The following is a 22,385-nucleotide window of genomic DNA, read 5'->3' as shown; positions in this document are numbered from 1 at the left end:
GATGCAAGCAAGATTATTGTTGGAAGACGGTACGTTGTTCACGGGCATCTCGTTCGGCGCCGAGGCGCAAACGACGGGCGAGGTTGTTTTTAATACAGGCATTACGGGCTACCAGGAAGTATTGTCCGATCCGTCCTACTGCGGCCAGATCGTCACGATGACGTATCCGCTGATCGGCAATTACGGTATTACCCGCGACGATTTCGAAGCGGTCCGCCCTTACATTCACGGCTTCGCCGTCCGCAGACACGAAGAAGTGCCAAGCAACTGGCGGGCGCAATACTCGCTCGGCCGACTTCTGAAGGAATACGGCATTCCGGGCATCAGCGACATCGATACGAGAATGCTGACCCGCAAGCTTCGTCATTACGGCACGATGAAGGGCCTCATCACGACGGGCAACGAGCGCGTCGAAGAGCTGGCGGAACGTCTTAACGCTTCGAAGCTGATGAACGATCAGGTCGCCCGCACGTCCACGCCCCATCTGTTCTCGAGTCCGGGCCAAGGCGAGCGGATCGTCCTGGTCGACTTCGGCGCGAAGAGCGGCATTCTGCGCGAGCTGACGAAGCGCGGCTGCGACGTCGTCGTCGTACCTCACGACACGACGGCCGACGAAATCCGCCGCCTGGCGCCGGACGGCATTCAATTGTCGAACGGGCCGGGGGATCCGAAGGACGTGCCGTACGCAGTCAAAATGATTGCCGAGCTGCTCGGCGAGTATCCGATTTTCGGCATCTGTCTCGGCCATCAGCTGTTCGCCCTCGCATGCGGAGCGGACACGACGAAGCTGAAATTCGGCCACCGCGGCGGCAACCATCCGGTGAAGGAGCTCGCGACGAACCGCTGCTTCATCACGTCTCAGAACCACGGCTACACCGTGCTTGAGGAATCGGTCGCGAACGCGCCGCTCACCGTTACGCACATCAACAATAACGACCGTACGATCGAAGGCTTAAAGCATAACAAGTTCCCTGCTTTTTCCGTGCAGTACCATCCGGAAGCGGCGCCCGGACCGTTTGATTCGAGCTACCTGTTCGACGAGTTCCTGCAAATGATCCGTGAGCACAAGAAAAACAACCCGCAAAAACCTCGTCAAGTCGTGTTAACGGAGACGTTGAAAGGAGAGCTTCAGTATGCTCAAAAATAATTCGCTCAAAAAAATTCTCGTGATCGGCTCCGGCCCGATCGTCATCGGACAAGCGGCGGAGTTCGACTACGCCGGCACGCAGGCTTGCCAAGCGCTTAAGGAAGAGGGCTACGAAGTCGTCCTGATCAACAGCAATCCGGCAACGATCATGACGGATACGAACATGGCCGACAAAGTATACATCGAGCCGATCACGCTCGACTTCGTCTCGCAAATCATCCGACAGGAGCGTCCCGACGGCCTGCTCCCTACGCTGGGCGGCCAGACCGGCCTGAACATGGCGGTCGAGCTTGCCCGCGCCGGCGTGCTGGAACGCGAGAGAGTCAAGCTGCTCGGCACGCAGCTGACCGCGATCGAGAAAGCGGAGGACCGCGACCTGTTCCGCGAGTTGATGCGCGAGCTGGAGCAGCCGGTACCGGACAGCGAAATCGTGACGACGGTCGAGGATGCGGTCGACTTTGCGCATAAAATCGGCTACCCGATCATCGTGCGTCCCGCTTACACGCTCGGCGGCACGGGCGGCGGCATCTGCGCGAACGAAGAGGAGCTTCGCGAGACCGTCGCTTCCGGCATCCGTTACAGCCCGATCAGCCAGTGCTTGATCGAGAAGTCGATCGCCGGCATGAAGGAAGTGGAGTACGAAGTGATGCGCGACGCGAACGACAATTGTATCGTCGTCTGCAACATGGAGAACTTCGACCCGGTCGGCGTCCATACCGGCGACAGCATCGTGGTGGCGCCTAGCCAGACGCTGTCGGATCGCGAATACCAAATGCTTCGTTCGGCGTCGCTTAAGATCATCCGCGCGCTGAACATCGAAGGCGGCTGCAACGTACAGTTCGCGCTGGACCCGCATAGCTACCAATACTACGTCATCGAAGTGAATCCGCGCGTCAGCCGTTCGTCGGCGCTCGCATCCAAAGCAACCGGCTATCCGATCGCGAAGATGGCGGCCAAAATCGCCATCGGCTACACGCTTGACGAAATCGTCAACCCGGTTACGGGACAAACGTACGCTTGCTTCGAGCCGACGCTCGACTACATCGTATCGAAAATTCCTCGCTGGCCGTTCGACAAGTTCGTGAACGCGAATCGCAAGCTGGGCACGCAGATGAAAGCGACGGGCGAAGTCATGGCCATCGGCCGGACGTTCGAAGAATCGATTCATAAAGCGGTCCGCTCGCTAGAGATCGGCACGCACCGCATTCATTTGAAGGACGCATCCTCGCTGGATGATGCTATGCTTCGCTCGCGCCTTGCCAAGCCGGACGACGAGCGGATGTTCCTCGTGGCGGAAGCGTTCCGCCGCGGCTACAACTTGCAGGATATCCAAGACATCACGAAGATCGATTGGTGGTTCCTCGACAAGCTGCAAGCGATCGTCGCGTTCGAGAATCGCCTTCGCGGCGAAGCGACGTTGTCGCCGTCCACGCTGTACGAGGCGAAGCGCAAGGGCTTCTCCGACCGTTCGATCGCGGAAATTCGCCGCGAAGGGTTCCCGAACGGAAGCCATACGACCGAAGAGGAAGTGCGCGCCTACCGCCTGCAGAACAACCTGAAACCCGTCTACAAAATGGTCGATACTTGCGCCGCCGAATTCGAAGCGTCGACGCCTTACTACTATTCGACCTACGAAGTGGAGAACGAAGTCGTCGAGTCGGATAAGCAGAAGGTGCTCGTGCTCGGCTCCGGCCCGATCCGGATCGGCCAAGGCATCGAATTCGACTATTCGACGGTGCACGCCGTATGGGCGATTCAAAACGCCGGCTACGAGGCCGTCATCATCAACAACAACCCGGAGACGGTATCGACCGACTTCAGCACGTCCGACCGCTTGTACTTCGAGCCGTTGTTCTTCGAGGACGTCATGAACGTCATCGAGCAGGAGAAGCCGCTCGGCGTCATCGTGCAGTTCGGCGGGCAGACGGCGATCAACCTCGCGGCTCCGCTCGCGAAAGCCGGCGTCCGCATTCTCGGCTCCAGCCTGGAGAGCATCGATACGGCGGAGGATCGCAAAAAATTCGAAGCGCTGCTTCGAGGTCTGAATATCGCGCAGCCGGAAGGCAGCACGGTTACGTCGATCGACGAGGCGGTTACGACGGCGCAGCGACTCGGCTATCCGGTGCTTGTTCGCCCGTCTTACGTCCTTGGCGGACGCGCGATGGAAATCGTATATTCCGACGAGGAGCTTCTGGGCTATATGGAAGTTGCCGTTAAGATCAATCCGGAGCACCCGGTTCTGATCGACCGTTACATGCTGGGCAAGGAAGCCGAGGTCGACGCGATCTGCGACGGCGAGACGGTGCTCATTCCGGGCATCATGGAGCATGTCGAGCGTGCGGGCGTACACTCCGGCGACTCGATCGCGGTCTACCCGCCGCAATCGCTATCCGACGAGATCAAGCAGCAAATCGTCGACATTACGATCAACATCTCGAAAGCGCTGAAGGTCGTCGGACTTGTCAATATCCAATTCGTCATTCATAACGACAAAGCGTACGTCATCGAAGTGAATCCGCGTTCGTCGCGTACGGTTCCGTTCCTCAGCAAAGTGACGAACTTGCCGATGGCGAACCTGGCGACGAAAGCGATACTCGGCACAAAGCTCGCCGAGCTCGGCTACACGGACGGCTTGTGGCCGGAAGACGAATACGTATCCGTGAAGGTGCCGGTATTCTCCTTCGCGAAGCTGCGCCGCGTCGACCCGACGCTGACGCCCGAAATGAAATCGACGGGCGAAGTGATGGGCCGCGACGTGAAATATGCCAAAGCGCTGTACAAAGGGCTGATCGGCGCAGGAATGAAAATACCGACGTCCGGGGCGATTATCGCAACCGTGGCCGATAAGGATAAAGCGGAAGCGACCGAGCTGCTTCGCGGATTCTATAACCTCGGCTACAAAATTATCGCGACGGGCGGCACGGCGGCCGCGCTTGAAGCCGCCGGCCTGCATGTCACGACGGTCAACAAGCTGAGCGAAGGCTCGCCGAACATTCTCGATCTCGTCCGCGAGGGCCAGGCGCATTTCGTGGTCAATACGCTTACGAAAGGCAAGACGCCGGAGCGTGACGGTTTCCGGATTCGCCGCGAGGCGGTCGAGAACGGCGTCGTCTGCATGACGTCGCTGGATACGGTGCGCGCCCTGCTCGTCATGCTGGAAACGATCAACTTCTCCTCGCGCTCGATGCCGGTGGCGCAGCGGAAGTAAAAGCTTTATAGCACGGCCAGCGTCAGCCGCTTTCCATCCGCCCCGTATCTTGGCAGCCCGGATGGAAAGCGGCGGCGTATGGCCGTTTATTATGCAAATTGACGGAGAAAAAGGAGAGGGTACGAATGAAGCTGACAAGCGAACAGGCGGCGGCGAAGATCATGGTCGCGCTGGATTATCCGGACGCTGCGGCGGCGGAGCGGCTGATCGCCGAGCTGGAAGGCATTCCATGCTTTATGAAGGTCGGCATGCAGTTGTTTTACGCCGCGGGCCCTTCCTTCGTGGAAAGCTTGAAGAAGAGAGGCTACTACGTTTTTCTCGATGTGAAGATGCATGATATTCCGAATACCGTCAAAGGCGGAGCGAACAGCGTGACGAAGCTTGGCGTCGATATGTTCAATGTCCATGCCGCCGGCGGAAGCGCCATGCTGGAGGCCGCGCTGGAAGGCGTCGATTCGGCGACCGCGGGCGGCGGCCTCGGCAGGCCGTCCGTCATCGCGGTCACGCAGCTTACAAGCACGAACCAAACGACGCTAAACGAGCAAATCGGCATTCCGGGAACGGTGGAAGAGGCCGTTATCCGGTATGCGAAGCTGACGAAGGCCGCGGGCCTCGACGGCGTCGTCGCCTCCCCGTCCGAAGTGGCGGCGATCAAGGCCGCGTGTGGCGCCTCCTTCCGGACGGTGACGCCGGGCATTCGACCGGCCGGGTCGGACGTAAACGATCAATCCCGCATCATGACGCCGGAAGAAGCGCTTAGGCAAGGGACGGACTATATGGTTATCGGCCGTCCGATTACGGCTGCGCGGGAGCCCCGCGCCGCGCTCGAATCCATTATCGAGGAGCTGATTTCGAATGAGTAACCAAACATTGGCGGAATTGCCGAAAGCGATCGCGACGAGCCTGCTTGAAATCGAAGCGGTCGCGCTCCGCCCGAACGAGCCGTTCACTTGGACATCCGGCATCAAATCGCCGATCTATTGCGATAATCGCCTCACGATGGCTTACCCGGCCATCCGCGATCTCGTGGCGGAAGGCTTTGTCGCGATCATCCGCGAGAACTATCCGGACGCCGAGGTCATCGCGGGAACGTCGACGGCGGGCATTCCGCATGCCGCTTGGGTCGCCCAGAAGCTGAATTTGCCGATGGCGTATATCCGCGACAAAGCGAAGGGCCACGGAAAGCAAAATCAAATCGAAGGCCGGATTGTGCCCGGGCAGAAGGTCATTGTCATTGAAGACTTGATTTCGACGGGAGGCAGCTCCCTGAAAGCGGCGCTGGCCGTCCGCGAGGCGGGCGCCGAGGTATTGGCCGTGCTCGCGATTTTCACGTACGAGTTCGAGACGGCGGCGGCGGCATTCGCCGCAGAGCAAATGCCGCTTGCGACCTTATCCAGCTACGGCGCGCTGATCGAAACGGCGGTTGAGCTCGGTAAAGTAGCGCCGGGCGACGTGGCCGCGCTGCAAGCATGGCGCAAGGATCCGCAGTCGTTCGGTAAATAAGGTTCGGTTTCCTTAGCCGCTTGGCGCATGCTCCAGTTTGGAGCATGCGCTTTTTTTATGGTTGAAATAGCGGATTCGACACTTATTTTTGAAGATTTTCGCTGCAATTGTACCGATAACCTTATTTTTTCCCGATATATAGGTAGGGTTCGAAATGATACGAAGGGCGGATTAGAAAGTATGAGACTATCCTTGCGCTGGAGAATGATTTTATTGGCCGCCGTGCCGCTTGCGTTTTACGCGTTTTCAGGCTTTTATTTGCTTGGCGAGCAGCGAAAAGTCGCCGAGCAAATGACGAAGGAAATCTACGAGACGACGAATGCGATCGATTCCTTGATCCTTAACGCGGACAGGGATTTGTACCAGGCGTTCCAGGAGTATTTGAAGGTGGAATCCGGCACGCTTGATGAAACGAACGCGGATGCGGCCAGAGCGGAGCTCGAGGCTAATATTAAGCAGGCGGATGAACGCATCGCCGAAGCGAAGCGGCTGATCGAAACGAACGGGCTGCAGCATCTGGCTTACGGGGAAACGGAACGGACGATCGAGCAAATATTGACCGAGTTCAAGTCCACTTTCGACAATTGGACGGTTGCCGCGGCGAAAGCGGCTGCAGACGGGGTTAGCCGCTTCGAGGATAGGCAAATCAACAATAATTTCGACATTAGCCGTTCGGGTCTTGACGAGGTCGGAGCCAGCATGGATTCGCACACGAAGCTGAAAATGGCGGAAATCAAGCGGCAAATGGACGAGACGCGGACGACGACCTTTATTGCGATCCTTGTCATCTCGCTCGCTCTGGCCGCCGCGGTGTTCCTGACCGTTCATCTGATCATGAAGACGGTCCGCAGCGTCATCGGCAAAACGAACAAGGTGGCCGAAGGGGATTTGACCGTACAGCCCGATGCGAAATACGGCAAAGACGAGCTCGGCCATATTTCGATCTCCGTCGATTCGATGATCGAAAATATGAGAGCGCTCATCGCGGAGATTGCCGCTTGCGCGGGCGAGGTCGGCCAAACCTCCTCTCAGCTGGCGACGGCCGCAGCGGAATCGGCATCGGCCGCCCGTCATGTCACCATGCAAATTCAGGACGTAGCCGCCGGTTCCGAGGTGCAGGCCAGAGGGGCGAAGGAGTCGTCCAAGGTCATTGAGGAGATGGCGATCGGCATTCAAAATATAGCCTTAAACACATGCGAAATCGCCGAACGATCAATGTCGACATCGCATCAAGCCGGTCAAGGGCAAGCGGCGCTGGACCGATTGATTGACCAAATGAACGAGGCGAAAGCCGTCATTGGCAAGCTTTCGGAGACGATCGCCACGTTGGAATCCCGGTCGCAGGAAATCGGCGCCATCGCCGAAAATATTACGTCCTTCTCGAACCAGACGAACATTCTGTCGCTTAACGCTTCGATCGAAGCGGCACGGGCGGGCGAGCATGGCAAAGGCTTCGCCGTCGTGGCCGGCGAAATTCGCAAGCTGGCGGCTAGCTCCCTCGCATCGGCCGACGGCATTCATAAGCTCGTGGAGGAGACGCGCGGCGAAATCAAAGGCGCTTCGGCTTATATGGCGCAAACCGCCAGGGAAATGGAGAAAGGCGGCGACAGAGTGAAGGACGTCCATCTGAGCCTGAACGCCATCGCGGCATCCATCGTCAAAATGAACGAGCAGGCGCACGAAAATTCGGCGATCACGCAGCAGATGTCGGCAAGCTCCGAGCAGGTAAGCGCCTCGATGGAGCAAGCCGCGTCGGGTGCCGCCGTCAACCTGGAGAAAACCGAAAGCGTCGCGGCGGCTACGGAAGAGCAGCTCGCGCATATGGACAATATTTCGGCGTCCGCGAGCCGCTTATCCGAAATCGTCAGCAAGCTGGAGCTGGCCATTTCCCGTTTCGAATTGAAATAACCGGAGGAACGATAAATGCCGCAACCGTCGTCGACGAAATGTCTCGCCGGCTGCGGCTTTTTTTCGTTTGCAGAGTGCGCTGGCACTTGCTGGCCAGCCTTCACAAGGGATTATAAAAAGTTGTTTGGAAATGATGGAACTTTTTGAGCATGTCCTGCGTCTATCATTTAAGATGAGAATTATGAAAGTAGAGCAAGGAGGGGGATCGGAAGCGCTCATGGCCATTTCGCAGGAAGAAGAACAATCGATCGAGCGGCATCCGGAGCCCGCGGACGAACCGCGGCAGCTGCTAACCGTCAATCAGGTCGAACGAACGTTCCAGGTCGGCGGGTCGCCGCTGCACGTTTTGAAGGGTATTCAGATGGAGCTCCGGCAGCGCCAGCTCGTCATGCTGAGAGGCCGTTCGGGCTCCGGCAAGACGACGCTGCTCAATTGCCTGGGCGGTCTCGATACGCCGAGCAAAGGAGAAATATGGTTTGACGGCTTACCGTTCCACACGATGAGCGACGACCAGCGGACATTGATACGGCGCAAGGAGATGGGGTTTATTTTCCAGGCTTTCGCGCTCATGCCGCTCTTGTCGGCGTGGGAGAACGTCGAGCTGTCGCTGCGCATGGCCGGCGTGCCGCGCTCGCAATGGAAGGAGCGCGTCGCGCAATGTCTGGAGCTCGTCGGCCTTGAGAAGCGGATGCATCACCGCCCATTCGAGCTGTCGGGCGGCGAACAGCAGCGCGTGGCAATCGCCAAGGCGATCGCGCACAAGCCGAAGCTTCTGCTGGCCGACGAACCGACGGCGGAGCTGGATACGGGCATGTCCGCCCAAATCATGGCGGTCTTTCAAAATATTATCCGCACCGAACACGTTACGATTTGCATGACTACACACGATCCTACGATTTTGGAGGTTGCCGACCATGTCTATGAAATGGTGGACGGGAAATTTATTTAAGCGGTCGTTCGTCGTCGCCGCGAGCGTTTCCCTATTATTCGCGAGCGGATGCTCGCTGCTTCCCCCGGAGCAAGAGGAGGAGGTCCTGCCTGAGATCGCTCCGCCGCAAATTTCCAAGAAGCCCGAGTACGAAGTGACGACGGCTACGCTGGAGACCAAGGTGCAGGTGATCGGCAAGCTGATTTCGCTGGAAGAGGAGACGCTGTTTTTCACGCTTGACGGCAAGCATTTGAAGGAGCTCTACGTGAAGCCGGGAGACAAGGTCACGGCCGGGCAGGTGATCGGCGAGCTCGACGTCGACGATCTGGTGAAAACGCTGCGTCTGGAGCGGCTCGCCTTCAAGAAGGAAGAAATCGCGATGAAGGAGACGCTTCGCCAGCGCGACGAGATGGATCCGATCGAGTTCGAGGAAAGGTCGATCGCCTTCGAGGAGCGGAAGCAGAAGCTGGCCGACATGGAGGAAGAGATCGCCAAGGCTACGCTGAAAGCGCCGTTCGGCGGGACGATCGTCTCGTTAAACGCGGAGAAGGGCGATTTGATCAAAGCGTACGATCCGATCGCGATCGTGGCCGACACGAATCAAATTACCCCCGCCGCGAAGCTGTCCAAAACCGAGCTCGAGAAGGTGGCCGCCGGGATGGAGGTCGCCGTGAACATTAACAGCGTCGGCGACTTCAAGGGGACGGTCAAGCAGCTTCCGAGCACGTCCGAGGAGCCCGGCAACGGCGGCCAGCCGGGCGAGCCTGAGCCGGAGCGACCCGAGGACTTCCTGATCGTCGAGATCAAGGATCTGCCCAAAAACTTAAACCGCGGAACGCCGCTTTCGCTGAACATCATAACGAAGCGTACCGAGAATGCCATCGTTATCCCTCCTTCCACGCTTCGTTCGATCGGCTCGCGCACCTACGTGCAGGTAATCGACGAGGAAGGCAAGCGCGAGGTGGACGTCGAGATCGGGCAGCAGACCGCTACGCAGGTCGAAGTATTGAAGGGGCTCACGCCGGGGCAGAAAGTTGTAGGTAGATAGCTCATGGGAATTCCGTTGTTTCGTTTTTTGTTTCGCAAAATGTGGAACACGCGCTGGCTTACGCTTAGCACGCTGGCTGGACTAACGCTCGCCGTAGCGTTCGCCACCAGCATCCCGATGTACGCCGACGGAGCGCTCAAGCGGGTCGTAGCCGATTCGCTTCAGCAGAAGAGCGCAGGCTTGCCCGCGGGTTCACTTCTGATGCGGTATCAATCTCCCGCCGGCGGAAAGACGGACTTGGCGGCCTTGTCGGAGCTGGAGCGATTCATCGCGGAAGGCGTGCCGAAGGAAATCGGCTTCGATTTCGATACGTTCGTGCACAGCTATTCGATCCGCAGCTCGGAGGTCGTGCCGGAGGATACGTCGAAGATCGACGCGGGCCGGAACCGCCAGCTGACGATCATGTCGATCAAAGGGCTGGAGGACAATACGGAGCTGGTCCAAGGGCGATGGTTCGTGAACGCCGAAGGCGACGGCGAGCTGCTCGAAGCCGTCATGTTCGAGGAAGCGATGTACCGTAACGACATACATATCGGCGATATTTTCGAATATCCGGTATACGGCGGTCTTGATCTTACGCTTCGGGTCAAAATCGTCGGAGCGGTCAAACCGCTTAACGATGCGAGTCCCTATTGGTATCAAGGCCTCGAGGGACTACTTAACACGCTGCAAATCAGCGGAGAAGCGTTCAACAAAGCGCTGCTCGACAAGAGCGGCATTCCGCTTCATAACGCGAGCTGGTATTACGCGTTCGACCTGTCGGACATCCAAACGAGCCAGCTGTCGCCGCTCGGGCGGACGCTGGAGCGGCTCAACATCGAGCTGTATCAGCGCCTGAAGGAGACGCGGGTGGAAATTTCGTTCGCGTCGACGCTGTCCGAGTTCAAGAAGCAAAGCTTGCAGCTGCAGACGCTGCTGTTCACGCTTGCGGCGCCCATGCTGGCGATGGTGTTCTATTTTATCGCGATGAACGCCCGTCAGTCGCTCGACAAGCAGCGCAGCGACATCGCGGTGCTGCGAAGCCGGGGAGCGGGCACGCGGCAAATCATCTGGATCTATTTGCTCGAAGGCCTCCTCCTCGGGGGCATCGCGCTCGCGACCGGCCCGTTCTTGGGCTGGTTCATGGCGAAGAGCATCGGTTCGGCGAACGGCTTCCTGTCCTTCGTCAATCGCAAATCGATTCCGGTCGGCTTCTCGACCGAAGCGATCATTGCCGGCGGCGCTGCGGTGCTGCTCGCCTTGCTGGCCACGGTCATTCCGGCCGTCATCTATGCCAGGTCGTCGATCGTCAGCTATAAGCAGGAGCTGGCCAGGTCCGACCGGAAGCCCGTCTGGCAGCGCTGGTACCTGGATGTCCTGCTGCTGGCGGCGTCCGGTTACGGCTGGTACATGTTCAATGAACGCCAAATGCTGACGTTCCAGACCGGCCTAACGACCGACCAGCTGAACGTTCAGCCGTTTCTGTTCTTCGTGCCGGCACTGTCGATCTTTGCGATCGGGCTGTTCTTCCTGAGGCTGTTCCCGTGGCTGCTCAAGCTGTTCAATTGGCTCGGCCGCAAGTTTCTGCCCGTGCCGCTGTACTTGACGCTGACGCAGCTGTCGCGTTCGTCCAAAGGCTATTATCCGCTCATGATCCTGCTCGTTCTGACGCTCGGCCTTGGCGTATACAACGCTTCCGCGGCGCGGACGATCGATTTGAACTCGACGGAGCGCACGCTGTATAAGTACGGCTCCGACGTCATCATCCAAACCGTCTGGGAAGGTTCAGCCGAGGTCGTTACGACGCCGGGCGGAGGTTCCGGCGGAGGAGGCGGCGGGAACGGAGGAGGAGGAGGCAATGGCGGCGGCAACGGTGGAGGAAATGGCGGCGGTAATGGTGGCGGCAACGGTGGAGGCGGCGGAGGCGGCGGGACTTCCGTCCCGACGCGCATGCTGTACAGCGAGCCTCCATTCGAGCTGTTCCGGACGATGGACGGCGTGGAAGCCGCGGCGCGCGTCATGCAGACGAAAGGAAATGTCGTCATATCCGGCAAGTCCATCGGCCAGGGCACCGTGGTCGGAATCGATAACGTCGATTTCTCCAAAGTCGCGTGGTTCCGCAACGACCTGTATCCGGCTCATCCGTTCCATTATTTGAACTACTTGGGGGCATACGAGCACGCCGCGCTCATTCCGACTGGCGTGGCGGAGAAGTACCAGCTGAAGCTGGGCGATATCGTGTCCGTCGGCTTTCCGGAAGGCATGCTCGAATTTACGGTCGTCGGCATCCTGCCTTACTGGCCTAGCCAATACCCGGATAAATCCCCGTTCGTCATCACGAATTTGGATTACATTTACGACCAGCTGCCGCTCATCCCTTACGAGGTATGGCTGAAGATGAAGCCAGACGCGAAGGTGGCGCCGATCGTCGAAGCGCTGCAGAAGGCGGGCGTCGAGCTTGCGTCCGTGAAGGACGTGAGGAGCGAGCTGATCACGCAATCGAAGCATCCGACCAGAGGCGGCGTATTCGGCATCTTGAGCCTCGGGTTCCTCGTTTCCGTCATCATTACGCTTGCGGGATACGTCCTGTATTGGTTCTTTAACTTATCCGGCAGGGTCGTGCAGTTCGGCGTTCTGCGCGCGATGGGATTGTCCCGCAAGCAGTTGACCGGCATGCTTCTCCTGGAGCAGCTGTTCACGGCCGGTCTCGCGATCGGGCTCGGCGTTCTCATCGGCAAGGTGGTCAGCCTGCTCTTCCTGCCGTTCCTGCAGACGACCGAGAACGTGGCGGAGACGGTGCCGCCGTTCCGGGTCGTATTTGATTCAAACGATACGAACCAGCTGTTCTACGTCGTCGGCTTCATGATGGTGATCGGCGCCATGCTGCTCTTCCTGCATATCCGCAGGCTTAGGGTGCATCAAGCGGTCAAGATGGGAGAGGAGCGATGACGGCGATGATCGATTGCGAAGGCTTGGTCAAAATTTACAAAACCGACGATCTGGAGGTCGTCGCGCTGCAAGGCCTCAACCTGAAGGTCGAGGAAGGCGAGCTGATGGCGATTATCGGCAACAGCGGCAGCGGCAAATCGACGCTTCTGAATACGCTGGGCGGCCTCGACCGCCCTTCGGCGGGGCAGGTGCGGGTCGGCAAGTGGGATCTGCTCAAAATTACCGACGAAGAGCTCGTGCAATACAAGCGGGATACGGTAGGCTTTATTTGGCAAAACAACGCCCGCAATCTGCTGCCGTATTTATCCGCGCTCGAAAACGTGGAAATGCCGATGATGCTCTCCGGCAAGGTGGATCGCGCATACGCGATGCAGCTGCTTGAGTGGGTCGGCCTGAAGGAACGGATGCACAACAAGCTGCATCAATTATCCGGTGGGGAACAGCAGCGGGTCGCCATCGCCATTTCGCTCGCGAACCGGCCGAAGCTGCTGCTCGCCGACGAGCCGACGGGCTCGGTCGACACGACCACGTCGGATAGGATCATGGGCATCTTCCGGCAGCTTAACCGCGAGATCGGCATTACCGTCGTCATCGTTACGCATGACCTGACGCTGGCCAGCAAAGTGGATCGGGTCGTCGCCATCCGCGACGGCTTGACGAGCACCGAGTTTATTAAGCGCAATCCGAATATTGCGGATGGAGGTGAGGTTGCGCTTCCGACGGCCGGCGGGCTGCAGCATGTGCACGAAGCGTACGTCGTCGTGGACCGGGTCGGGCGCCTGCAAGTACCGAAGGAATATTTATCGGCTCTTAACATTAAAGACAAGGCAACGATGGAATTTGACGGTGAGCGGATTATTATTACTCCGCCTAAATCATTAGGGGGTTAAATCGATGAACAATAAACGATCGACGGGATTACCTTTTCGCAATATTATGCTGCTCGGCCTGACGCTGGCGCTGCTCGTCGGCTTGTTGGCCGCATGCAGCGGCGGGTCGAACGAATCGTCCGAAACGCGGGTGCTTCGGATCGGCGTGCTGTACGGCGGTTCCGATAATGAGCCGTATTTCCGCCAGCAATATACGGACATGTACGAAATGATGCATCCGAACATCCAATTCGAAATCGTGGGCGCGATCAATTACGACGACCAGCGGTTCCAAACGTCGGAGCCGGGCAAGCAGCCGGACCAGCCGGATCCTTACGAGAAGATGAAGGAAATGCTGACCGGTCAAAATCCGGTGGACGTCGTCGTGTTCGATTACAACATGCTTCGCCGCATGACGCAGGACAATTTGCTGACGCAGCTTGATCCGCTCGTAACGCAGGACAAATTCGATCTGGCCGATTACGTGCCGACGGTCATCGAGGGCATCAAATCGGCGGGAGACGGCAACCTGTACGCCTTGACGCCGACCTTCAGCTCTTCCGCTCTCTTCTATAATAAGAAGCTGTTCGCCGACGCGGGCGTCACGCCTCCTACGGACAAAATGGAATGGCAGGACGTGTTCAACCTGGCGCGGCAAGTCGCGAGCGGGGAAGGCGAGAACCGCAACTTCGGATTCAGCTTCAACCGCTGGTCCTCCGACGGCTTCAACGACACGCAAGTATACAGCGCCGCCCTGCAGCTGAAGATGTGGGACGACAAAGGCGAGAAAATGCTCGTGAACAGCGACGAGTGGGAAGGCGTATGGTCATCCGTCGCTTCGTTGTACAAAGAGAAGGTCGTTCCTACCCATGAATTCATGAACCAATTGAACCAGAAGATCGGCGAGGACGGCGGCACCGATCCGTTCTACGGCGACATGTTCATCAAAGGCAGAGTAGCGATGACGATCGGCGATTACGGCTACATTAACGAGCTGAAGCGCGCGGCCGACAACGCCTCGAAGATCAAAGACTACGTGCCGGTCGATTGGGATGTCGTGACAGTTCCCGTCAATCCGAAGGATCCCGAAACCGGGGGCAATATTTACCTTAGCCAGCTGATGGGCATTAACAGCAAAGCGCAAAACGATAAAGACGCATGGGAGTTTATTAAATTCACGAACGGCAAAGACTGGGCGAAGCTGAAATCCAGAAGCGTGTACGAAATGGTCGCGCGCAAGGAGTTTCTGAAGCCGATCGGCGGCCTTCAGTACAACATGGACGCCTTCACGACGCTTAAGCCGCTGCCGCCTACAAGCTCGGACGCCGACAACATCTGGCGCGACAAGCCGGGCATCTGGGAAGCGCAGCAGCCGGGCTACGAGCTGTTCCAGGAAGTCATCAACGAAACGAAGACGGCTCGCGAAGCGTTGACCGAGTGGGAAACGCGCGGCAATGCGGTGCTGGAGAAGCTTAAAACCGATCCGACCGGCGGCGGAGGCGGCGTAGAAGTAATGCCGATGCCGCGTTAGTCCTCCATCTTAATACGAAAAGCCCGCATGCGTCGCTGCGACGCATGCGGGCTTTTTTTAATCGTCGCGCCAATTCGCGCAGCCCGAAGCCTACCCCCGAAGCAGAAACGATTGGTAAGCGGTCCAGGAGCCGTTATCCGTCTGGTATAGCAGGTGGATGCGATCGATTCTGGAAACGGCGTCGATGGACTGCATTCGCAAATTGCCGTACATGTCGTGAAGCTCGTCTGCGGACATCTTCTGGCCAATGGTGAGATGCGGCGTGTATACGTGCTTCGGTGCCTTGACGGTCAGAGGACCGCTGCATACGGCATTGCGAAGCTCCTGCATCGCTGCCGTGTCCTCCAGCGCCAAATAGAGCACGTGACTAACCGGGAAGAAGGAGGAGACGCGGTTGAAGCGGACGGTAAACGGGGACAAGGCTGCGGTCGCCTGCTCCAAATAGTCGACCGCGGTTTGCAGCTGCTGCTCCGTCCAGTCCTCTTGATCCCTGACCGTCATATGCGCGGGAATGGCGGCATAGTGCGGATCGTAACGTCTGCGCCAGCTGTTCGCGAGATCCTGGACATGCTTTTCCGGGAAAACGGCGATACCGTAAAACATCGTGATCAGCTCCTTCGTAATGTCCTAATTTGAGTATACCCGATTTGCTTGAAATAATAGAACTTGCCGGCATTTCTGCATGTAATCCCCGAATTTTTGGGCATTCTAATCGCGACAGGCACTCGTTGCGGCGGGAGGCCGCCGAATTTATCATTTTGGAATCATGGAGCGATTACGGGGGGATTCGAATGAGATGGGTATATTGGGTTCGTTTGTACGAGACGAAATTTCAAGCCGGGTGCCTGGTAAGGCGGATGGAGAACGACTGGTGGGTATACGGCTACGACAGCCCGCGGGAGGTGGAGGTATTCCGATCGCGCAAAGGGCGATACGGCGTTCGGTTCATTCCTTAACGCGCAGTGGACGATCCGGAATTAGAATATTTTGCTTGACTTAAATCCTTCTTCTATAGTATATTAATTGATGTCGCCATTCAAATAGCTTTGATTTAAATGGTCATCGTCGCGGGGTGGAGCAGCCCGGTAGCTCGTCGGGCTCATAACCCGAAGGCCGCAGGTTCAAATCCTGCCCCCGCAACCAACCTTTCGATGAATGCGTTGAAATATACGTTTTTCGAGGGCCCTTAGCTCAGTTGGTTAGAGCGGTCGGCTCATAACCGATTGGTCGGGGGTTCGAGTCCCTCAGGGCCCACCATTTGCAAAGCTCTTCCTACGTGCCGGGGTGGCGGAACTGGCAGACGCACAGGACTTAAAATCCTGCGGTGGGTGACCACCGTACGGGTTCGATTCCCGTCCTCGGCATACGAACGGTTCTGTGTCCCGTAGGTACACAGATCATAACCAAACATCAAAACTCTATTTCAACGAGTGCCGCAAGCATACGTCGAAATAGAGTTTTTTCGTTTACCGGACGATCTTCCAGACGATGAACCGCGCAAGCGTGCTCGCCGACATGTAGAAGAGGAAGGAATACGCGAACTTCCAAGAGTTAAGCTGATAATACCCTAGCCATACAAAGAGGGGCTCGGCTAATGTAACGATCGCGAGCGCCGTGACGAAATTCGCGACGAAAAAAGCTTTCCATGACTGCGAGTATCGCTGATAGACGAGCATCAGAAAGATGGGCACCAAGATCGAATCGGCCGTGAACAGCGGCGGCGTGCTCGGAAGCAGCTTTACCGGGTAACCCCACCATAGCCATTCGGTGCCGATATTGTCCAGCACCAGCGCCATTATGTTGATCATGCAGCCGTAGAAAGCAATTTCATACGCTCTTTTCTTGTCCAGAAGGTTCCACCAAATGATGAGCGGCAGTATCGTCAGGGAAACGAGCAGCCACCACTGCCATGTGAATACGTTCTCCGTCTTCCACTGAATCATTCCCAATTCGTGCAAGTGTTCCCTGGCTTGCTGGATTTCCTTGAAGCGTTCGGTTATATGACTGTTCATTATAGCTCCCTCTCGAAAAAAAATGCCATGCTGTTGGTATGTTCCAAAATCGCCGTTTTTATCCGTTTGCCGCCCAACCCCGCAGTAGACTTTCATGCACGGGAGACGATACAATAACAGGAGCATTCATTTCTTGCGAAGGGGGACAACGACGATGTTTTCGGCAAATAAGGAACAGTCTTCACTCAAGGAAAGGTCGCGCTTGCTGTACGCTCAGGTCGATTCGTTGAAGGAAAGTCTGTACGCGGACTTGCTGGAGAGGTTCAGGCAGGACAAAACAATCGGGGAGCAGGAAGCGAAGTGGAAGCTCGGCATCATGGTCGCGTCGATTTCAACCGCTTTATTCAGCAGAGCGCTTGCCGGCAACAAGGAATACCCGGTCATTTATGCGTATTTTAAAATAAAGCTGAGCGAACATTCGTCGGGCGGCGAATCGGCCATCGAGGAATGCATCGGCTTGATCGCTGACTTTATGAACCGGACGGATTACGATCCGATCGCGTTCACGGATACGATCGCGTTATGGCTTTATTTCCATATCAGGGGCAAGGAACAGCTAATGATCGACGAGACTACGCCTTACTTATTGGTCGCGCAGTTCATTAACAACAATTTCTTCAATTGGTTTGACGAGGCGAAGTAAGGCATCGGGAACGCAAGGGAGCGGGCATGATGAATATTACGTTATCCAACGACTGGTCGAAGGTGCTTGAGAGCGAGCTGGCGGCGCCTTATATGAAGGAACTGCTCGGCTTGATCGAGCGGAAGTACGATACGGCTACCGTCTACCCGGGCAAGGAGCATATCTTTAATGCCCTTCACTATACACCGTTCGAACGAACGAAGGTCGTCATTTTGGGCCAGGATCCGTATCATGGCCCGCAGCAGGCTCACGGGCTCAGCTTCTCCGTCCAGAGAGGCGTCAAGGTGCCTCCGTCGCTGCAAAATATTTATAAGGAGCTGCAGGCGGACATCGGCTGTCCGATCCCGGATCACGGCAGTCTGGAAGGCTGGGCGAAGCAGGGGGTGCTGCTGCTCAATACGGTGCTGACGGTCGAGGAGGGAAGTCCGAATTCCCATCGGGGAATCGGCTGGGAACGGTTGACGGACGCGATTATCGGCGCGCTGAGCGCGCGGAAGCAGCCGGTCGTGTTTATGCTGTGGGGCAAGAATGCGGAGGCGAAAGCGGCGTTCATAGACGCGGACAAGCATCATCTGATCGTCTCCGCCCACCCGAGCCCTCTGGCTGCCCGCAAAGGGTTTTTCGGTAGCCGGCCTTTCTCGCGGGCGAATGCTTTCCTGAAGGACGCAGGCATTAGTCCGGTCGATTGGTCGATCCGATCATAGAAAAAAGGCTTCTCGGCCGTCTGTAGCGATGCTCAGACAGATTCGAGAAGCCTTTCTTTGTTGTTATTGCGCGGATTCACTGCCCACGGACGGATCGCTGCCGCCTCCGGTTGCCGGAAGTACGGGCTTGAACGCCGCATCCACATAGGTGACCGCCGAAACGTCCGTCACGACTTGCGGATACATTTTGTCCGGATCCGGAAGCACCGTTTCGACGTAAATGACGGCTTCCTCACCCTCGAAAGCTATCGAGGCGATGCGGATGCCGTAACCGGGATGAGGAACCTGCGTGCTGACGGTTACTTTGTTCACTTCGTCGTTAACCGGCGTTACGGCAAGCTTCAAATCAAAGGCAGGCACTTCGGGCTGCGGAGGGATCGGCTCCGTTTCCTTCACGAATTTGAGCGCGTCATACAGCCAGCCTGCGGCAATGCCGCGGGTAATCGCCTGCTTCGGATAAAACTTGTTCGTATCGTCGAGCGTCGCGATTTTGCTGATGAGCAGCTTTTGAATGCTGTCCATGTACGCTTTGTCTACGTCGGCCACGTCGGCGATAAGCAGGAAGATCTCGATAAACGCATAATCGCCTTGCTTCATAATCGCCTTGAACAGGTGATGGGCGAACTGCTCGCGCGTCATCGCGTCGCTTGCTTTCACGTCCTTCGGAATCTCGAGGCCGTTCAGCTGGGCGATAATGAAGCTTTGCGAGTACCAGGCGTTATCCTTCAGATTCGGGAAATAATCGGTCGCCTTCGGCTCCTTGATGAACCGGATGTTGTCGATATTGAGATCGAAGCCTCTAACGAGCAGCGTTACGCCTTCCGCGTAAGTAAGCTTGCCTTTCGGATTGAAGCGGTCGTGCTTGTCTCCGTTTACGATACCCCGCTTCTGTAGCTCGGCGATTTTTTGCTCGTTAGCGTCGTTCTTAATGTCCTTGAACGCCCAAACGGTCTGACCGAGCGTGAGAAGAAGCAAGGAAACGAGTGCCAGCATGATGATCGATCTTTTTTTCATACGTTCACCTCTTTTGTATATTGCTGCAGCACTTACTTGACGAAAGCGGATAAAAAAAAGTTGCAATGGAATTAGAAACATTATCGTCTCCTTTGACCGCAATAAAACGGGTAGTACAAGCGATTAAAATTTTGTTAAAAAAATGTGATCAACAGGTTGACTTCATTCTATGAACCTGATATATTATTAATTGTCGCCGATGCGATCTGGTAGCTCAGCTGGGAGAGCACTATCTTGACAGGGTAGGGGTCACAGGTTCGAACCCTGTCCAGATCATACGACAGAGAAACCCGCAAATCCTTACGGATTGCGGGTTTTTCGTTTTGTTTGGCGAAATCGTCCGCGCGTGCTAAGGCTGTACCGGATCTCCTGTTTCGCCTATGTAAAGGCGCTTGAAGCTCAAGCGCCCCGCGATTTTAGTAGTAGTGTTTCTTTTTGCCGTGATGCTTTTTGCCGTGATGCTTTTTCTTCATTTTTTTGCCGATAATAAGAACTTTGTGGCCAGGCTTAACGAAAACGACTTTTACCTTTTTCTCTTTTTTGTGATCGTCGCATTTCCAGTAACCCATTCATATCATCTCCTTTTCATCAAGGTAATGTAATATTATTCGGCGGCAAATGGTTTTGATTGGACGCTTGATCATTCGGTGCAATTTGGGTAAATGGCGCAAATGCGGCTCTTTAACGAGCAAAGAGCCTATCGGCGGCGATAGGCTCTTTGCATGGATATTGCTCTTGCGCGATTAGTACGGCACGCCTGGATAAGGCATATTCTGGCCGTGCTGCTTCTGCGCCGTTCCTTCCACTTCCCGTTCGATGTACGTTTTGTGGCAGTACATATGGGAAATGCGGGGGATGTAGACGGTCGATCCCGGCTGGATCATGCCCTGTTTTCCGATGTGGGGATTCCCTTCTTCGAGAATTGGCTTCGGAATATTGTACATATGCGCGATTTTATCGAACGTATCGCCTTGCTGCGCTTGGTGCTGGGCAAAGTAATCGTTGGGGTCGCCGCCGTTTTCCTCCCGGAAAAAAGGAAAGAAGAACGGCGAGAAGAAGAAGAACGGGAACAGGAAGCGTCCGGGAAAAAAAGGGTGGGGGAACGGTCGGAACGGCCGACCGAAGCCGCCGTGCGGGAAAAAGGCTCGGTTCATCATTTGTACCTCCGTATGTGTTTGGTCATTTGACTATATACCTTATGAAGGAGCCCAAAAAGGGTTCCATTCGCCTATAAAAATAGGCTCGTTCGGAGGTTGGAACAGAAAACGGCGCCGAGGCGCCGCTTATTCCATTGAAAGCAAAAGAAAGCCCATCGAGTGGGCTTTCTCATTAAGGCTATCTTAGGGAGTGGACGCACGTAGGTTGCGTCGCGAGAGAGATCAATAGCCCAGACCGCCGCCGAAGAATCCGCAGCTACAAGCGATAATCACCAACAAGATGAACAATACGAGAATTGCGCCAGTACTAGTAAAAGCACCACCTACAAGACCGGACATTGTTGAATGCACCTCCTTGTTTGTTGAGTACAATGTAGGTTATGCATGATAGATGTACGATGATTGGGTGTTTGTTCCGGAGGGGCATTCGCCCTGCCGGAGTCCTCTGCGCGCAATCTTGAATCGATCTGCCGTAAAATGGTATAAATAAAAGGGACAGTCCCTAAAAAATGAAAAAGATAGGCAGGGATCGGCATGTATACGCAAGAGGTATTTAATGTGTTTAAAGACGAGGTCGGGAAGCTGATCGGAAGGTCCGGTTTGATCCATTTGCAAAACGACGTCGATTACAAGCTTATCGTGCGGCGGTATACCGGGTTCTCCGTTGCGGACCATTACGATGACGAGACGGATCCGATGATTTTTCGAATAAATTTCCTTAACGGCGAGGGGAGCGAGGATGCGATCGAAATATGGGACAGCGCGATTTCGGCCATAACATTCGAGCACCCGGACGCAGCGGAAGCGGCCGACAGCTTCGGTCTGCGGTTCGCGTTTTCCGCCGTTAAGGATGACAGCAACGCCATCGACTTCTATGGCGATTAACGAAACAAACCCCTAAGCTCCTTCGCGGGCGTTAGGGGTTTGCCGGTTAAGCGCGAATATCCACGTTTCGGCCCAAGTGGGGCTGGACGCTGCTTAACATTTGAACGAGATTTTGTCCTTGCTCGGCGGCCTGGTCTTTGGCTATGGCCATGACGCGGAGGCTGGCCGACAGCTGTAAGCTGTTTTGACTCAAGGACATCGATAATGCCGCAATATCCATCGTGACACCTCCTACCATTGTTATCGGCTGGCGGGAGGAAAATTTTTACGGTTTATTGCTCGCCATGCGCATGCGGGATATCGCATTTGTTCCGGATGAAGTCGATTTGATTCCGAAGCCGATTAAGCTGCTGCTTCTGTTCTTCCGAATGTCCGGCGTGACCGGCTTGCTCCAGCTGCTCGAGCTCGCTTAACAGGTTCGGCAGATCGGTTGAAGCACTCGCGCAATCGTAGCCGCTTTCCAAATTTTCAAGCATCGTGATCCCTCCACTTAGATTGGGCTGCGCGCCGCAATTCGATTGATTTTCGATTGACTCGATTAGTATGATCCGATCCTCCCGCGCTATTCGTCGCGTAAACGCATTCTAGACGGTTTGGCCCCGGCATACGATACTAGAAAGCGCTCGGGAGGCGGTTTCGAATGGCTGCACAATATGCTTTTTTGGCGGTATGGGTAATCGGGATGTTCGGGTTTATCGGGATCGTGCTCGGGGCGGTCGCCAAGCTCGTCGCGGAGGATACGCTTGCTTATGACGAGCAATTCGTATGGGGAAGGAAAGTGCCGGCCGATCGAAAAAAAACGAAATAAGCGTCCGGCTTCCGGCTTCCGCGCCAAATTTGCGGGAACCGGATTTTTTTATGCGCATTTCATGCATAGAAATGGACGCTAGCTGCGCAAAA

23 protein-coding genes and 4 tRNA genes are annotated in these 22,385 nt (G+C 56.2%); 19 read left to right on the top strand and 8 right to left on the bottom strand.

Annotated features, from left to right (window positions below):
- Position 1: 1 nt before the first annotated feature.
- The 10 genes from IDH41_RS16055 (at position 2) to IDH41_RS16010 (ending at position 15,070) form a co-directional block, all read left to right on the top strand.
- Positions 2 to 1,147: a carbamoyl phosphate synthase small subunit gene (locus IDH41_RS16055; protein WP_190862751.1), complete on the top strand. Its 1,146-nt coding sequence runs from the start codon at positions 2 to 4 to the stop codon at positions 1,145 to 1,147.
- A complete protein-coding gene (gene carB, locus IDH41_RS16050) occupies positions 1,134 to 4,355 on the top strand; it encodes a carbamoyl-phosphate synthase large subunit (protein ID WP_190862745.1) in 3,222 nt (1,073 codons plus the stop codon). The genes IDH41_RS16055 and carB overlap by 14 nt, the downstream gene beginning before the upstream one ends.
- Before the next feature lie 125 nt (positions 4,356 to 4,480).
- Positions 4,481 to 5,218, top strand: a complete 738-nt coding sequence (pyrF, locus tag IDH41_RS16045) for an orotidine-5'-phosphate decarboxylase (RefSeq protein ID WP_190862740.1) — start codon at positions 4,481 to 4,483, stop codon at positions 5,216 to 5,218.
- Positions 5,211 to 5,858 carry an orotate phosphoribosyltransferase gene (gene pyrE / locus IDH41_RS16040; protein WP_190862739.1) on the top strand — a complete coding sequence of 216 codons (648 nt, stop codon included), beginning with the start codon at positions 5,211 to 5,213 and terminating at the stop codon, positions 5,856 to 5,858. Before pyrF ends, pyrE begins: the two co-directional genes overlap by 8 nt.
- A 180-nt stretch (positions 5,859 to 6,038) precedes the next feature.
- Positions 6,039 to 7,766: a methyl-accepting chemotaxis protein gene (locus tag IDH41_RS16035; protein WP_190862737.1), complete on the top strand. Its 1,728-nt coding sequence runs from the start codon at positions 6,039 to 6,041 to the stop codon at positions 7,764 to 7,766.
- Between the two features lie 181 nt (positions 7,767 to 7,947).
- Positions 7,948 to 8,715: an ABC transporter ATP-binding protein gene (locus tag IDH41_RS16030; RefSeq protein ID WP_223829780.1), complete on the top strand. Its 768-nt coding sequence runs from the start codon at positions 7,948 to 7,950 to the stop codon at positions 8,713 to 8,715.
- The gene (locus IDH41_RS16025; protein WP_190862735.1) at positions 8,681 to 9,742 is read left to right on the top strand and encodes an efflux RND transporter periplasmic adaptor subunit; all 1,062 of its coding nucleotides are present in this window, start codon (positions 8,681 to 8,683) and stop codon (positions 9,740 to 9,742) included. The genes IDH41_RS16030 and IDH41_RS16025 overlap by 35 nt, the downstream gene beginning before the upstream one ends.
- 3 nt (positions 9,743 to 9,745) lie before the next feature.
- Complete coding sequence (locus tag IDH41_RS16020) at positions 9,746 to 12,670, top strand: ABC transporter permease (RefSeq protein ID WP_190862733.1); 2,925 nt, start codon at positions 9,746 to 9,748, stop codon at positions 12,668 to 12,670.
- Between the two features lie 5 nt (positions 12,671 to 12,675).
- Positions 12,676 to 13,560, top strand: a complete 885-nt coding sequence (locus tag IDH41_RS16015; protein WP_190862964.1) for an ABC transporter ATP-binding protein — start codon at positions 12,676 to 12,678, stop codon at positions 13,558 to 13,560.
- A 4-nt stretch (positions 13,561 to 13,564) separates the two neighbouring features.
- Complete coding sequence (locus IDH41_RS16010) at positions 13,565 to 15,070, top strand: ABC transporter substrate-binding protein (RefSeq protein WP_223829779.1); 1,506 nt, start codon at positions 13,565 to 13,567, stop codon at positions 15,068 to 15,070.
- 90 nt (positions 15,071 to 15,160) lie between these two features.
- Here IDH41_RS16010 and IDH41_RS16005 read toward each other — a convergent pair whose 3' ends face one another.
- Entirely contained in the window at positions 15,161 to 15,673 is a 513-nt protein-coding gene (locus tag IDH41_RS16005) for a 2'-5' RNA ligase family protein (protein WP_190862732.1), read from the bottom strand.
- 188 nt (positions 15,674 to 15,861) lie between these two features.
- On the opposite strand from IDH41_RS16005, the gene IDH41_RS16000 reads away from it, so the two are divergent.
- The 4 genes from IDH41_RS16000 to IDH41_RS15985 all read left to right on the top strand — a co-directional run bounded on the left by IDH41_RS16000 (position 15,862) and on the right by IDH41_RS15985 (position 16,434).
- The gene (locus tag IDH41_RS16000) at positions 15,862 to 16,026 is read left to right on the top strand and encodes a hypothetical protein (protein ID WP_190862731.1); all 165 of its coding nucleotides are present in this window, start codon (positions 15,862 to 15,864) and stop codon (positions 16,024 to 16,026) included.
- A 110-nt stretch (positions 16,027 to 16,136) separates the two neighbouring features.
- Positions 16,137 to 16,213, top strand: a tRNA-Met gene (locus tag IDH41_RS15995).
- Between the two features lie 37 nt (positions 16,214 to 16,250).
- A tRNA-Ile gene (locus tag IDH41_RS15990) sits at positions 16,251 to 16,327 on the top strand.
- A 21-nt stretch (positions 16,328 to 16,348) separates the two neighbouring features.
- Positions 16,349 to 16,434, top strand: a tRNA-Leu gene (locus IDH41_RS15985).
- 102 nt (positions 16,435 to 16,536) lie between these two features.
- On the opposite strand, the gene IDH41_RS15980 is transcribed toward IDH41_RS15985, so the two are convergent.
- Positions 16,537 to 17,082, bottom strand: coding sequence for a CBO0543 family protein (locus tag IDH41_RS15980; RefSeq protein WP_190862730.1), 546 nt, complete (start codon positions 17,080 to 17,082; stop codon positions 16,537 to 16,539).
- A gap of 154 nt (positions 17,083 to 17,236) precedes the next feature.
- Here IDH41_RS15980 and IDH41_RS15975 point away from each other — a divergent pair, with 154 nt between their 5' ends.
- Both IDH41_RS15975 and IDH41_RS15970 read left to right on the top strand, forming a co-directional pair.
- Positions 17,237 to 17,725: a hypothetical protein gene (locus tag IDH41_RS15975; protein WP_190862729.1), complete on the top strand. Its 489-nt coding sequence runs from the start codon at positions 17,237 to 17,239 to the stop codon at positions 17,723 to 17,725.
- A gap of 29 nt (positions 17,726 to 17,754) precedes the next feature.
- Positions 17,755 to 18,429: a uracil-DNA glycosylase gene (locus tag IDH41_RS15970; RefSeq protein WP_190862728.1), complete on the top strand. Its 675-nt coding sequence runs from the start codon at positions 17,755 to 17,757 to the stop codon at positions 18,427 to 18,429.
- Between the two features lie 63 nt (positions 18,430 to 18,492).
- Here the strand turns inward: IDH41_RS15970 and IDH41_RS15965 are convergent, their stop codons facing one another.
- Positions 18,493 to 19,443, bottom strand: a complete 951-nt coding sequence (locus IDH41_RS15965; RefSeq protein ID WP_190862727.1) for an S-layer homology domain-containing protein — start codon at positions 19,441 to 19,443, stop codon at positions 18,493 to 18,495.
- A 203-nt stretch (positions 19,444 to 19,646) separates the two neighbouring features.
- Here IDH41_RS15965 and IDH41_RS15960 point away from each other — a divergent pair.
- Positions 19,647 to 19,719, top strand: a tRNA-Val gene (locus tag IDH41_RS15960).
- A 140-nt stretch (positions 19,720 to 19,859) separates the two neighbouring features.
- Here IDH41_RS15960 and IDH41_RS15955 read toward each other — a convergent pair.
- From IDH41_RS15955 to IDH41_RS31420, 3 genes are all read right to left on the bottom strand, one after another.
- Complete coding sequence (locus IDH41_RS15955; RefSeq protein ID WP_190862726.1) at positions 19,860 to 20,012, bottom strand: hypothetical protein; 153 nt, start codon at positions 20,010 to 20,012, stop codon at positions 19,860 to 19,862.
- A 174-nt stretch (positions 20,013 to 20,186) separates the two neighbouring features.
- Positions 20,187 to 20,597 (bottom strand): LysM peptidoglycan-binding domain-containing protein, encoded by a 411-nt coding sequence (locus IDH41_RS15950; protein WP_190862725.1) that lies wholly within the window; start codon positions 20,595 to 20,597, stop codon positions 20,187 to 20,189.
- 225 nt (positions 20,598 to 20,822) lie between these two features.
- Positions 20,823 to 20,939 (bottom strand): YjcZ family sporulation protein, encoded by a 117-nt coding sequence (locus IDH41_RS31420; protein ID WP_223829778.1) that lies wholly within the window; start codon positions 20,937 to 20,939, stop codon positions 20,823 to 20,825.
- Between the two features lie 195 nt (positions 20,940 to 21,134).
- Here IDH41_RS31420 and IDH41_RS15945 point away from each other — a divergent pair, with 195 nt between their 5' ends.
- Positions 21,135 to 21,485, top strand: coding sequence for a hypothetical protein (locus IDH41_RS15945; protein WP_190862724.1), 351 nt, complete (start codon positions 21,135 to 21,137; stop codon positions 21,483 to 21,485).
- Between the two features lie 46 nt (positions 21,486 to 21,531).
- Here IDH41_RS15945 and IDH41_RS15940 read toward each other — a convergent pair whose 3' ends face one another.
- Both IDH41_RS15940 and IDH41_RS15935 read right to left on the bottom strand, forming a co-directional pair.
- Positions 21,532 to 21,705 carry a YjfB family protein gene (locus tag IDH41_RS15940; protein ID WP_190862723.1) on the bottom strand — a complete coding sequence of 58 codons (174 nt, stop codon included), beginning with the start codon at positions 21,703 to 21,705 and terminating at the stop codon, positions 21,532 to 21,534.
- Positions 21,706 to 21,757: 52 nt separating this feature from the next.
- The gene (locus IDH41_RS15935) at positions 21,758 to 21,961 is read right to left on the bottom strand and encodes a DUF2524 domain-containing protein (protein ID WP_190862721.1); all 204 of its coding nucleotides are present in this window, start codon (positions 21,959 to 21,961) and stop codon (positions 21,758 to 21,760) included.
- Positions 21,962 to 22,125: 164 nt separating this feature from the next.
- Here IDH41_RS15935 and IDH41_RS15930 point away from each other — a divergent pair, with 164 nt between their 5' ends.
- Positions 22,126 to 22,293: a hypothetical protein gene (locus IDH41_RS15930; protein ID WP_190862719.1), complete on the top strand. Its 168-nt coding sequence runs from the start codon at positions 22,126 to 22,128 to the stop codon at positions 22,291 to 22,293.
- Positions 22,294 to 22,385 lie beyond the last annotated feature (92 nt).

This window comes from Paenibacillus arenilitoris (assembly GCF_014705655.1).
Classification (GTDB): Bacteria; Bacillota; Bacilli; order Paenibacillales; family Paenibacillaceae; genus Pristimantibacillus; species Pristimantibacillus arenilitoris.
The sequence above is the reverse complement of the archived record's forward strand: the minus strand, read 5'-3'. Positions and strand labels throughout refer to the sequence as shown.